Source organism: uncultured Tenacibaculum sp. (genome assembly GCF_947494125.1).
GTDB lineage: Bacteria > Bacteroidota > Bacteroidia > Flavobacteriales > Flavobacteriaceae > Polaribacter.
This window is the reverse complement of the sequence record NZ_CANLTU010000019.1, coordinates 1-13083: the sequence shown is the minus strand read 5'-3', so window position 1 is coordinate 13083 and position 13083 is coordinate 1. Positions and strand designations below refer to the sequence as shown.

The following is a 13083-nucleotide window of genomic DNA, read 5'->3' as shown; positions in this document are numbered from 1 at the left end:
TCATTCAAAAATACGTATTTTTGTGGCTACTAAAAATGATAGAATGTATAAAGTACGAGTAATTTTAGATACAGAAGAAGATGTAATTAGAACCTTATTGGTTAACGAAGTAAAATCGTTAGAAAATTTACACTTTGATATATCAAAATCATTTGGTTTTGATGGACAAGAAATGGCATCTTTTTACCGTACTGATGAAAGCTGGAACCAAGGGGAGGAAATTCCTTTATTTAATATGGCTGAGGCTGGAGAAGGAATCTCAATGGCTACTTGTATTTTAAATGAAACATTACCTAATAATAATGATAAGCTTATTTATGTTTATGATTTTTTACAAATGTGGACTTTCTATGTTGAAATAATAGAGCAGTCTAACGATGTTATTAATGAATCGAAAACAATTTTATCAGTGGGTGAAATACCAGCAGAAGCACCAGATAAAGAATTTAAAGCTGATGATTTATCAAAAGACTTAGAGGATGAGTTTAATGATTTCGAAAGTTTAGATGACTTCGATTTTGATAATTACTAAAGTATGGCACAATTCATAAAATTATATAGTGATAACCCAAGCGCTAAAGAGATTGAAAAAGTTGTAAAAGTTTTACAAAAAGGAGGCTTGGTTATTTATCCTACAGATACTGTTTATGGATTGGGGTGCGACATCACCAACACTAAGGCACTTGAAAGAATAGCAAAAATTAAAGGAATTAAATTAGATAAAGCTAATTTTTCATTTGTTTGTAACGATCTGAGTCATTTGTCAGATTATGTGAAACAAATAGATACAGCTACCTATAAGATTTTAAAAAGAGCCTTACCAGGTCCTTATACTTTTGTTTTACCAGGAAGTAGTTCTTTACCTAAAGTTTTTAAGAAAAGAAAAACAGTAGGTATTCGTGTACCTGATAATAATATAGCGAGAGCTATTGTAGAGGCTTTAGGAAACCCAATAGTATCAACTTCTATTCATGATGAGGATGAAGTATTAGAATACACCACAGATCCAGAGTTAATTTTTGAAAAATGGCAAAATTTAGTTGATGTTGTGGTAGATGGTGGTTATGGAGATAATTATGCATCTACAGTCATCGATTTAACAGAGGGAGAACCAGAAGTAATTCGTGAAGGTAAAGGAAGTTTAGACGTTTTGTAAAGTAACTTATCATTTTTGTATATTGTAGATAGAAAGATATTATATGATAATTAATTACTGTTTACTTCAACAATTTCCAAATGATAGCGGTCCTATTTACCAAGAAACTTTAGCAGGAAGAATACCTGTAGAACCCTTTAATACTTTTAGCAATTTAGTTTTTTTAGCGATTATATTTTACTTGAGTAAAAAAATATATCAAAGTAAAAGAAAGCACTTATTCTTGTTAAGTAGTTTGCCTATTATTTTTATAAGTTGGATTGGAGGAACAGTTTACCATGCAACTCGAAGTCATGAATTTTGGATAATGTTAGATTGGGTACCTATTATGTTATTGAGTTTGATGGGAGTGATTTACTTTATCTTTAAAATAAAAAAAGAATGGAAACCTCGTTTACTAATTATAACGATAATTATTGTATTATCTGTTTTGCCAAGAATGTTACCAATTCCAGAAAAGTACAATTCATCCGTTAATTATTTGCTCACAGCAGTATCGTTAGTCGGACCAATTTTTTGGTATTTATATTTAACTAAATGGAAACATGCAAAATTAATGGTATTAGCATGTGTTATATTTTTAATAGCTGTATTTTTTAGAACCTTAGATAATTTAATGATAGTATTACCTATGGGAACACATTGGTTGTGGCATTTGTTTGGTGGAATTTCCGTATTCTTTTTGTTATTTTATATATACAAAGATGAAGAAGAGCTAGTTTAAAAACTCTGATTTGTTATATATAACAAATCAGAATTTTTAAGCCATTAATCTATAATTTTAATTAGGTTATTGTCTTTAAACCGCCCAGTAATTAGCCAGCCTCCAAAGTCTTCAGAAACAGCCATTATTAATGTGTTTTTTCCTTTTTTAAGAGGTAAGTAAATAGCATCAAATAAGCCTACAGTTCCTAAGTATCTATAATCTCTAGATCTCCATTTATTAGTTCCTTTGTAAATAGGTTTCTCATTTAAAAATGCAACAACTCTATCGCTATAGCCAAATTCAAAAATTTTAGTTTGTGCCTTTTCAGAATAGATTTCAATCTGTGCAAAAACAGTATTTCCTGGTTTTCCGTTTCTTAATTGCACTACTCTAGAAATATTAGCAGCAATTCCTTCTTCAACTTCAGTAGTGCCAATCCATTTTCTTGAGTTTAGAAGCTTTTCAAAGTTTACTAAATTATCAAGTTGTTTTTCTTTGAATTTATTAGATACCTTCCATTTAGAAATGAGATTTTTAATAGAAGCTCTTTTTAATGGAGTAAAATCGATAATCTTGGTTTTTTTAGGAGTTATTTTAATATTAGCTAAATGCAAACCACTAGAGTTACCACCTCTAAAACTAATTCCTCCTTCTTGAGTTGGATTAAATAAGTTCCAAGACAAATTAGGTTTATCAGAGTAGTCTAAAAATACTTGCGCTTTGTTATCGTTTATTACGAGTTTAACATGTGTCCAATCATCAAATTTATACTTATAAGGAAATGAATATTTTTTCCCAAAATATAGTTGCCAAGGACTTATTCCTTTAGTAGTTGGAGCGGCTTGATTTGCATCTGGTTTCCCCGATAAATGCGGTCTTATATACCATTGTTCTGAATTCAAGTCTTTGGTAGTCCTAAAATAAACACCAGGAAAAGCAGCTTCTTCTTTTAAAAAAATATCAAATTCAATGGTTCCGTTTAAGAACGTTTTATTTTTAAGGGTTATAGAACCGGCTTGTAAATAAATAGCGTTTTTACCTTTATAGTTTTCTATAAGATAAGCTTTTGCTTTTATGTCCCAGTTTGTAGTATCAATAGGAATATAATTTTGACTATAAATTATATTCACAAAAAATAAAAAGATGATAGATAGTTTAGAATTCATGATTTCAAAAGAATAAAGTGAGGTTCAAAAGTCTAAAAATCTATTTATCAGAAAGAAACAAACAGGTTCAAGTTCATTCATAGTTGTTCAAGTGGTATTTTTTAGTGATTTTTGTTTTAAATGAATAAATATAAAGAACATACAGAAGTACAGAAGTGTTTGAGTTTAATAGAAGAGAAATTAAACTGGGGCGATTCCAATTTATGGCATAATGACGTTTTTATTGAATTAAGCGAAAAAATCCAAGATGAAACAAAAGTGTTATTGAGTTCAACTACCTTAAAAAGAGTTTGGGGTAAAGTTAATTACAATAGTGCACCAAGTATAAGTACTTTAAATGCTTTGGCTCAATTTGCAGGATACTTAAACTGGCGAGATTTTAAAAATAAAGAACCAAGAAAAAAAGAGATACATTTTAAAAGAACTTTTATAACAAACATTAGAGTAATAATGCTTTCAGCTTTTATCATAGCTGTCTTGTTTTTGTCAATATTTTCTATGTCTAATAACAGAAGTGCTGAAGTTAAAGATTATTCCAAAGTACTTTTTAAAAGCAAGCCAATAGTAGAAGGTTTGCCTAATTCTGTAGTATTTGATTTCGATTTAAAAGAAATAGATTCTGATAATATTTTAATTCAACAATATTGGGATACTTCGAAAACCATAAAAATAGACAAAAGCCAAGCACAAGCTATTGGACAGTATTATTATCCAGGTTATTTTAGGGCAAAATTATTGATAGATAATGAGATTGTTAAAGAACACGATTTATTTATAAAGTCAAAAGGTTGGATGGGAACGATAGACTATGAACCAATACCTAAATATTTTAAGCAATCGGAAATAAAGAACAAAGACAAATTAGTATTTTCAAAAAGAGTATTTGATGAAATTAGCTTAAATAAAGAACCTGTAACATCTACTTTTCATTTTGTAAATGATTTAGGAGATTTCTCTGGTGATAATTTTCAATTAGAAAGTTCAATTAAAAGTACGTTTAATGAAAAGTGGGGTGTTTGCCAAAAAACAACTTTAATCATCATTGGAACTAAGAGTGCTTTTTTAATTCCATTTTCTATTTCAGGATGTGCTTCAGAAATAAGTTTAATGCTAAGCAATGTTTTTTTAGATGGAAAAAAGAATGACTTATCTGTGTTTGGAACAGATTTGTCTGTATTTAGAAAGATAAAAGTTATTACGGAAAATAAAAAAGTAAAAATTTATATAGATGAAATAGAAATTTATACAAATACTTATAATGAATCTATAGGAGATATAGTTGGAGTACGTTTTAAATTTAAAGGAGTAGGAGAAGTTAAAGATTTTAAATTATTCGACTTACAAGAGAATAAAATATTAGATCTTTAGTAGAAGTTTTTTTAAATAAATTTAGCGAAGATTCTCAAACTTTTTTCTTCCTAAGCCAAAATATTGCCAAACAATAGACGTATGTAAATTATAGTTGGACTTTTTTTGAAGAACTCTACGTTTACTTAAAAATTTAAAAAAGTTTTTATAAAAACTAAAATGCGCTTTTATAATAGCCCAAGTATGTATAGGTCTTAATTCAAGTATAAATTTAAGCCCAGCAATACCATCTAAAATTAAACGAGAAAAAATAACAAACAAAAACCATTGTTTTGGAACGTTTTTAACAACATTTAATAAACTGTTTCTAAAGTTTAAAAAAGTTTTATGAGGGTTAGTTTCTTGTAAAGTGGCACCACCAACGTGAAAAACAGTTGAACTACCAACATATTTAATAGTATAACCTTCATTTTGAGCACGCCAACATAAATCAATTTCTTCTTGATGGGCAAAATAGTCTTCATCAAAACCATTTAAATGATGGTATACTTCAGAACGTATAAATAAACAAGCTCCAGAAGCCCAAAAAATAGTAGTAGTATCATTAAACTGACCGTTATCGGTTTCTAAATGATTAAAAACTCTACCACGACAATATGGATAGCCATATAAATCAATAAAGCCACCACCGGCACCAGCATATTCAAACTTAGTTTTGTCTTTAAAGTCTAATAATTTAGGTTGTACGATAGCAGTACTTTTTTCATCTTTAAAAACTTTCAAAATAGGCGTTAACCAGTTTTGTGTAACTTCAATATCAGAATTTAATAAGCAATATATGTCTGCATTAATATGCTGTAAAGCATCGTTGTATCCTTTAGCATAACCACCATTGGTAGTATTTTGGATAATTTTAACAGAAGGATAATTTTGTTTTATAAAGTGTATAGAATCATCAGTAGAAGCATTATCAGCAACATAAACTTCAGCTTCATCTGAGCTAAAATTTACGATAGAAGGTAAAAACTGTTCTAGTAGTTTTTTTCCATTCCAATTTAATATGACGATTGCAGTTTTCAAGATTGCAAACTTACATTTTTAATGTGATTTAAGAATGTAATAATTTGTTAATTGTAGGAAGGAATATCTTTTAAAAAAACATAAGTTTCATTCTCTTTATCTAGACTACAATAATAATGCTCTAAGCCATTGGTAATAACAAGAAAATCGGCATCTAATTTAAGGTTGTAGCGGGCTATTTGATCAAAGGTAGCTTGTGTTATTTTAATAGAAGGCGCTTTACATTCAACAATTATATTTGGCTTACCATTAGAATTAAATATTAAAATATCAGTTCTCTTTTTTCTATTATTAATTGTCAATTGTTTTTCAATAGCAATTAAAGAAACAGGATATTTTTTTTCTTTTATTAAGAACTCAACAAAATGTTGACGTACCCATTCTTCAGGAGTTAATACCACATATTTTTTTCTCAAATTATCAAAAATAAGCGTCTTATTTTCGTTACTTTTGAGCTTGAATGTATAGCTAGGAAGATTGAGCTTTTGCATAATTCAAAAGTAAGAAAATGAACGAAATTAAATCCATCATATCAGATATAAAAGCAGGAACTATTAAACCTATTTATTTTTTAATGGGTGAAGAGCCTTATTATATTGATAAAATTTCTGATTATATAGAACAAAATGTACTTGACGAGTCTGAAAAAGGATTTAATCAAGTAGTAATGTATGGAAGAGATGTTTCTATAGAAGAAATTGTATCGTCGGCTAAACGATATCCGATGATGGCAGAGCGTCAGGTAATTATAGTTAAAGAAGCACAAGATTTAAGTCGTACTATTGATAAGATAGAAGCATATGCTGCAAACCCACAGCCTACAACGGTATTGGTATTTAACTATAAATATAAGAAGCTCGATAAACGTAAGAAATCATATAAAACCATTGCTAAAAATGGTTTAATTTATGAGAGTAAGAAGCTGTATGATAATCAGGTAGCTGATTGGATTCGTAAAGTTTTAGGAGGAAAGAAATACAATATAGAGCCTAAGGCATCACAAATGCTGGTAGAATTTTTAGGGACTGATTTAAGTAAAATTTCTAATGAGCTAGATAAACTGACATCGGTTTTACCAAAAGAAACTATAATTACCGATAAGCATATTGAGGAGAATATAGGGATTTCTAAAGACTTCAATAATTTTGAATTACGAAAAGCTGTAGGGCAAAAAGATGTAGTAAAAGCCAATAGAATTATCAATTATTTTGCGCAAAACCCAAAGAACAATCCGTTGGTAATGACTATTTCTCTCTTAAATAGTTTTTTTACACAGTTGTTAATGTATCATGGATTACAAGATAAGTCGAAAGCTTCTGTTGCCAAAAACTTAGGAGTAAACCCATATTTTGTAGACGATTATAGTTCAGCAGCTCGAAACTATCCAATGCGAAAAGTATCACAAATAATAGCATTATTACGTGAAGCTGATGTAAAAAGTAAAGGTGTAGGAGCGAATCAATCGCATGCAGATATTTTAAAAGAATTGTTATTTAAAATTTTGCATTAATGGAAGAATTTACTGTGGTTTATTAATAAATTTTTATAAAAAGCCTAATAGAAATAGGATAAAAATTACAAGTTTACTTTGTTGTAATTATACAGTGTTATTTACTGAGTTTTAAAATCCTAAAAGCTCCTTGAATAACGAGAGTAAAAACGATACTACCAATAATTAAATCGGGTTTGTTAGACTGAAACCAATTAACTAAAATACCAGCAGTTATAACCCCTAAATTAATAATTATATCATTTGAAGTAAAAATCATACTAGCTTTCATATGTATCTCTTCTTTACTTTTTGATTTTTGCAAAATGTAAAGAGAAATTCCATTTGCAATTAAGGCAAGAGTAGATATAATAATCATTGTTGAAAAATTAGGAAGTTTTTCATTCCCTAAAAAACGCCTTAATACTTCAATGAAACCAATAAAAGCAAGTATAATTTGAAAGTATCCAGCAAGTTTAGCAATTTGTTTTTTCTTATAAATAGTTCCACCAATAGCAAATAAACTAATCCCATAAACAAAACTATCGGCAAGCATATCTAAACTATCGGCAATAAGTCCCATAGATTTAGAAATAAGCCCCGTGGTCATTTCAATAATAAAAAAGATAAAATTAATAATAAGTACAGACCAAAGAAGTTTTTTCTGGTTCTTATTTTCTTGAAAAGTTGTTTGAGTAGTTTGTGTTGTTGAAATTTTCTTTGCACCAAGATTTAATTCAAAAACAGATTTTTCAATTAAGTCAATTTCTCCGCTATGAAAAATAGTTAATTTTCTATTAGGAATGTCAAAGTCTAAATTAGCAATATTTGTAATCCCTTCTAATTTTAACCGGATTAGATTCTCCTCAGAAGGACAGTCCATTTTAGTAATTTCAAATACTGTTTTGTTCATTTAATAGGGTACTAATTAAGTTTTAAAAATAATCATTTTTAAATTAGATACTTAGAAGAATGTTTCTTTGTAATTAAACAATACGAATAGCATACTTAAAAAGCTAGTAATAAAAGAAAAGCTACTTAAAATAGTAGCTTTTAAACCTATGTAAAATAGTTTCTTAAGATTATTAATAAAAGAACAATTAGTTTAGTTCTTATTTAATTTATCAAGTTTTTCTTGAGAATTTGTATAACCGAGTTCAATTGCTTTTCGATAACTTTTAATAGCGTTTTTTTGTAAGTTATTAGCCATATAACCATCACCTAAAGAATCCCAAAGATTACCGTCTTTAGGGAATAGCTGTACATTACTTTTAAATAAATTTAAAGCCCAATCTAAATTTTTGTTAGATTTTAAGATAAGGTTTCCAATAGTATTTAATACTCCAGCATGTGTAAAGTCGGAACTGTATTTTTCTTTTAGAATAGCTAAAAGTTCTTTATGTTTATTAGTAGGATGTTGTTTGGTATAATTAAAGATGAATGAAAAGACATTGTTTTGTATCGGTTTAGGAACATACTTGCTGTCTAAGATCATTTTAGCAATAGAATACGCAGTAAATTCTACTTTAGAACTATTAGCATTTGTTGCATATATAATATAAATGTCCTTTTTAGGAAACCAAATTAACGAATGAGAGTATGCTCCATTAGAACCGTTATGCGCAATTCTTTTAATGTTATTATCTAATATTCTAACACCCCAACCATAAGCATAAGCATATTTATACTTTCCTCTTGAGTAATGAATATAGGGGGTAATTAGTTTTTTAAAGGATTCTTCAGATAAAATTTTATTTGTTTTTAAAGCTTTAAACCAAAGTAGCATATCATTTTGAGTAGAGTTAATTCCACCATTAGCTTTTAGATGCCAATTTACTCCTTTATCTTTTTTATAGTGAAAAATAGGTGATTCACTTTTTATAATCCCTCTGTTATAACTATTAGAAATTTCTTTTACATTCCATTTAGGAAGAAGGTACCCAGTTTGTCGCATTCCAGCAGGAATAAATAAATGTTTATTAAGAAAGGTTTCGTATGGCAGACCAGAAGTTAGCTCAATGATTCTTCCTAAAATACTATACCCAACATTAGAATACGAATATTTTTCACCGGGCTTAGATAATAAGGTACTTGAAAACACTTTATCAAAGAAGTCTTTTTGCGATATTTGAGTGAAATCACGCCCAAGAGCATCTACAAAACCAGCAGAATGTGTTAATAATTGATGTACTGTAATTGATTGTTTGTCTACAGAAAGATCTTTAAAAAAGGTATTTAAAGAATCTGTTAGTTTTAGTTTATCTAATTCAGCTAGTTTTAAAATAGCAGTTGCAGTAAACTGTTTGGTATTAGAACCAATATCAAAAATGGTATTAGAATTGATACCAGTATTTGTTTCTTTATTGGCAATACCATACCCCTTATTAATAATTGTTACTCCATTTCGTACAACAGTAATAGCACCAGAAAAACCATTTTTAGTTCCAGCAGTTAGATAGTTATCTATTTTTGAAAAAAGACTTGTTGGTTGTGTAGTTTCTTGGGCATTTAATTCGAAAGAACTTGTTTGTAGTATGCCTATAATTGCGAATAAAAAGAATGTTTTCTTCATGATTAATTTCTAAATTTTGTTTTTAGACGATGAAAAATTAAGTAAGGTTACATTGTTTTTAGGATACATTTTTATATGATTCATTACAATAGCTAAATCTATATTTTATTTCTAGAATCGGTTTCTAGCTTTCGTTTTTAAGTACTTAATTTATGTACTGTCCTTTCAATTTTAAAAATGATTTATTTATTAAAACCATTTAACGATACTTTTTTGATGTTCAACGGACTAAAGTTAGTTTTTAACTAGTAATTTGAGTGTGAAAAATGTTTTTTCGATAATATTGAGACGTAAATTTTAAAGTTCGAAAAGAGTGAATTAATAGCTAGTATAATATTGTACTTATAAAGTAGTACATATAAATATGTATAAAAAAATTATATTTAAAAGAGATAAAAAATAATGAATGACTTTGTTTATTTAATGAATACTTTTTTTTTGTAGAAAGTGAGCGTGATGAAAGAGATATGTTAAGAGATTGTATGACTTAAAATGAAGCTAACTTATAGTTTTTTAGGGTTTTGTAATGAGAGCTTAGTAAATGAGAGGTATTTGTATTATCATCTTAATTACAAGATTATCAATTCATTTAAAACAAAACGATAAATGGGTATAATATGTTTTTATTTATTATTTTAGTAAGAATTTAAATTAGAAAAGCACTATTTCCTAAAGGGGAAAAACACTATTTAATATGGGGAAAAAATACTTAATTCAAAAAAAAGCTTCTAAAATCAATACTTCTATTATTGGAAGCAATATATATTCGAACATTTTTTTATCTGATACTTTTTAAACAAATACAATAGTTGCTATTGTATAATATACGAGCACATTAATACTTATGTAATACCCTTTTTAATTACATAAAGTAGATAAGCATGAAAACATAATAACATTTTATAAATTAATAAACCTTACCTACATGAGAAAAAAAGATTACCTATTTAGTAAGTTTTCTAATTTCAAAGAAATAAGGAAAAGAGGCCCTAATATAAAACCTCTAATTTTTATTCTCTTTTTTATATTTATTTCAAACAGCATTTCTAGCCAAACTTGTAACTTAATAGTAAATGGAGATTTTACTAATGGAGCTACAAATTGGTCAGATAGTTATCCAACAAGCCCTATAACAGGGCCAGCATCTTATACCAGTGGTGTTACGGGTAGACTAAAGGTTAATGTAGATAATGATGGGAATTTAGAAGCTGGAAATGTACTTTTAAAAAATAATACATCGTTTAATTTAAATGCAGGAACGAATTATACATTTTCTATAGATCAATTCCAAGATACAGGAACTACAAATGTTAATTTTGCATGGGTATTATTAGATAATAGTAATAGTATAGTTCAAACAATTCACACGTTTTTTACAAATCCAGGAGGTACAGGAAGTACACAAGTTGCTAATTCTAGTACCAATTACTCCTATACTTTTACGGTAGCTTCTAGTGCAAATTATCAATTAGCATTAGTTTGGGAAGCCTTAGAAGATGGAGCTGGACGTGATGTAAATATGGATAATATTTCTCTTCAAGAAACAGGAGTTTCTCCGCCAACTATTTCTCTTACATCAAGTGGAGTTAATGCAACATATGGAGATACTTCGGTTAATTTAGCTTATACAGCTGTAACAAATAGTCCAAATCAATATAGTATAAATTTTGATGTAACAGCAGAGGGGCAAGGCTTTTCAGATGTTACAGCGGCTTCATTACCAGCATCACCAATAGTAATTACTGTACCCGCTACAGCAATTACAGGAACCTATAATGCAGTATTAACAGTAATTAATTCTTTAACAGGATGTGTTAGTGCAAATATTCCTATTACTGTAACTCTAGACCCAAAAGCCTTAACAATTACAGCAACAAATCAAAATAAAGAATTTGGAAATACTTTAACTGGAGGTACAGGGTATACTGATTTTTCTTCAAGCGGTTTAGTTAATAGTGAGACCATAGGATCAGTAACGGTTGCGTATGCAGATGGAGAAGCAGCAGCAGATCCTATTGCAACCTATACCAATGCGATTGGTATTTCAGCAGCTACAGGGGGAACCTTTACATCCAGTAATTATGCAATTACTTATGTACCAGGTGATTTAACAGTTACATCTGATGTAATTACTGTTTCTAGCCCAACAATTGCAGAAGGTGATAGTGGAACAAGCAATGCTAATATAACAGTAACATTGAGTTCACCTGCACCAACAGGAGGAACCACAATATATTATACTGTAGTACCAGGAACAGCTATGGCAGGAGTAGACTATACTGCTCCAGGAGCTAATGCGAGAATAATTATTCCAGCGGGTAGTACTAGTGGTACTATTAGTATTCCAATTATTGGAGATACTGTAGTAGAGTCTAATAAATCTTTTACCGTTCAAGTAACAAAAGATTTAATTATAAACGCAGGTTTTCAAGATGGAACTACAGGATGGACTACAGTAACAGGAACTCCTAATTGTACTGGTAGTTTTTCATTTGAGGTAAATGCAGAAACAAGTTATGGAGGAAGCGATGCTTCTAATAGAGTTTTAGAGGTTGATTGTTTATCTCAAGGTTATCAGGATTTTACAACGGTAAATGGAACTACCTATGATGTTAGTTTTATAACCTCCAGAAGAACAGCAGGGGGGTCACCAGCATCGGTTAATGGAACAATAACAGCTCAAAATAATAATGGAGGTACAATAACAAATTTAAATAGTACTACGATAACCAAAACAAACACTACGTTTGCATATACAGAAAGTACTTTTTCGTTTACGGCAACAGGAACTACGTCTAGAATATTATTTACTTCAACGCTTACAGCAACCTTAGGGTTAATTTTAGATGATTTATCTGTAGAACCTCAAACAGCAGATGCTACATCTACTGTTACTATAACCAATGACGATGCTTCAGTTTCAATAGCAGCAACAGATGCTGTAAAAAATGAAGGAACGTCAGGAAATACAGCATATACATTTACTGTAACACGTACAGGAGATACGAGTGGTACTAGTTCAGTAAACTATGCAGTTACAGGAAGTAGTGGAAATCCAGCAAATGCAGCAGATTTTGGAGGAACCTTACCAAGTGGTACGGTAAACTTTTTAGCAACAGAGACAAGTAAAGTAATTACACTTAATGTGAGTGGAGATACCACAGCAGAACCAGATGAAGGTTATACAGTAACGTTATCTAGTCCTGTTGATACAGTCATAGGAACAGCAACAGCAACAGGAACCATTACTAATGATGATCCAACAATAACATTCAATAATATCACGAAAACTTATGGTGATGTTGATTTTAATTTGGGAGCCACTACAAATTCAGGAGGAACAATAACCTATTCAATAATAGGAGCAGCCAATGGAACAAGTTTATCAGGTGCTAATAATCAAACAGTAACCTTAGGAAATGTAGGAACAGTAACTATTAGAGCAACAGTTGCAGCAAATGGAATATATACATCAGGAACTAAAGATATAACTTTAACAGTAAATAAAGCAGCCTTAACGGTAACAGCTGACGATAAGAGTAAAACTTATGGATCAGCAAACCCAGGATTAACAGCAAGTTATTCAGGATTTGTTAATGGTGATGA

The 13083-nt window shown here is 29.6% G+C and carries 11 protein-coding genes; 6 read left to right on the top strand and 5 right to left on the bottom strand.

What is annotated here, in order from left to right:
- The first annotated feature begins 43 nt into the window (after positions 1 to 43).
- From Q0881_RS17120 to Q0881_RS17110, 3 genes are read left to right on the top strand one after another with little or no spacing between them, the layout of a single operon-like run.
- Complete coding sequence (locus tag Q0881_RS17120; RefSeq protein ID WP_299163019.1) at positions 44 to 532, top strand: hypothetical protein; 489 nt, start codon at positions 44 to 46, stop codon at positions 530 to 532.
- 3 nt (positions 533 to 535) lie between these two features.
- Complete coding sequence (locus Q0881_RS17115) at positions 536 to 1156, top strand: L-threonylcarbamoyladenylate synthase (protein ID WP_299163017.1); 621 nt, start codon at positions 536 to 538, stop codon at positions 1154 to 1156.
- A 43-nt stretch (positions 1157 to 1199) separates the two neighbouring features.
- Positions 1200 to 1880: a ceramidase domain-containing protein gene (locus Q0881_RS17110; RefSeq protein WP_299163014.1), complete on the top strand. Its 681-nt coding sequence runs from the start codon at positions 1200 to 1202 to the stop codon at positions 1878 to 1880.
- Between the two features lie 44 nt (positions 1881 to 1924).
- On the opposite strand, the gene Q0881_RS17105 is transcribed toward Q0881_RS17110, so the two are convergent.
- The gene (locus Q0881_RS17105; protein ID WP_299163011.1) at positions 1925 to 3028 is read right to left on the bottom strand and encodes a hypothetical protein; all 1104 of its coding nucleotides are present in this window, start codon (positions 3026 to 3028) and stop codon (positions 1925 to 1927) included.
- Positions 3029 to 3148: 120 nt separating this feature from the next.
- Between Q0881_RS17105 and Q0881_RS17100 the strand changes: the two genes are divergently transcribed.
- Complete coding sequence (locus tag Q0881_RS17100; protein ID WP_299163008.1) at positions 3149 to 4396, top strand: hypothetical protein; 1248 nt, start codon at positions 3149 to 3151, stop codon at positions 4394 to 4396.
- 21 nt (positions 4397 to 4417) lie between these two features.
- Here Q0881_RS17100 and Q0881_RS17095 read toward each other — a convergent pair whose 3' ends face one another.
- Together Q0881_RS17095 and Q0881_RS17090 are read right to left on the bottom strand one after the other, a co-directional pair.
- Positions 4418 to 5416 carry a glycosyltransferase family 2 protein gene (locus Q0881_RS17095; protein WP_299163005.1) on the bottom strand — a complete coding sequence of 333 codons (999 nt, stop codon included), beginning with the start codon at positions 5414 to 5416 and terminating at the stop codon, positions 4418 to 4420.
- Between the two features lie 47 nt (positions 5417 to 5463).
- A complete protein-coding gene (locus tag Q0881_RS17090) occupies positions 5464 to 5907 on the bottom strand; it encodes a type I restriction enzyme HsdR N-terminal domain-containing protein (RefSeq protein ID WP_299163002.1) in 444 nt (147 codons plus the stop codon).
- Positions 5908 to 5924: 17 nt separating this feature from the next.
- Here Q0881_RS17090 and holA point away from each other — a divergent pair, with 17 nt between their 5' ends.
- Positions 5925 to 6926, top strand: a complete 1002-nt coding sequence (gene holA, locus Q0881_RS17085; protein WP_299162999.1) for a DNA polymerase III subunit delta — start codon at positions 5925 to 5927, stop codon at positions 6924 to 6926.
- A gap of 97 nt (positions 6927 to 7023) precedes the next feature.
- Here holA and Q0881_RS17080 read toward each other — a convergent pair whose 3' ends face one another.
- Positions 7024 to 7818: a cation transporter gene (locus Q0881_RS17080; RefSeq protein WP_299162996.1), complete on the bottom strand. Its 795-nt coding sequence runs from the start codon at positions 7816 to 7818 to the stop codon at positions 7024 to 7026.
- A gap of 192 nt (positions 7819 to 8010) precedes the next feature.
- On the bottom strand, positions 8011 to 9477 hold the full coding sequence (locus Q0881_RS17075; RefSeq protein ID WP_299162993.1) for a serine hydrolase: 1467 nt from the start codon (positions 9475 to 9477) through the stop codon (positions 8011 to 8013).
- Positions 9478 to 10402: 925 nt separating this feature from the next.
- Here Q0881_RS17075 and Q0881_RS17070 point away from each other — a divergent pair.
- A partial coding sequence (locus Q0881_RS17070; protein WP_299162990.1) for a Calx-beta domain-containing protein occupies positions 10403 to 13083 on the top strand: 2681 nt, incomplete at its 3' end.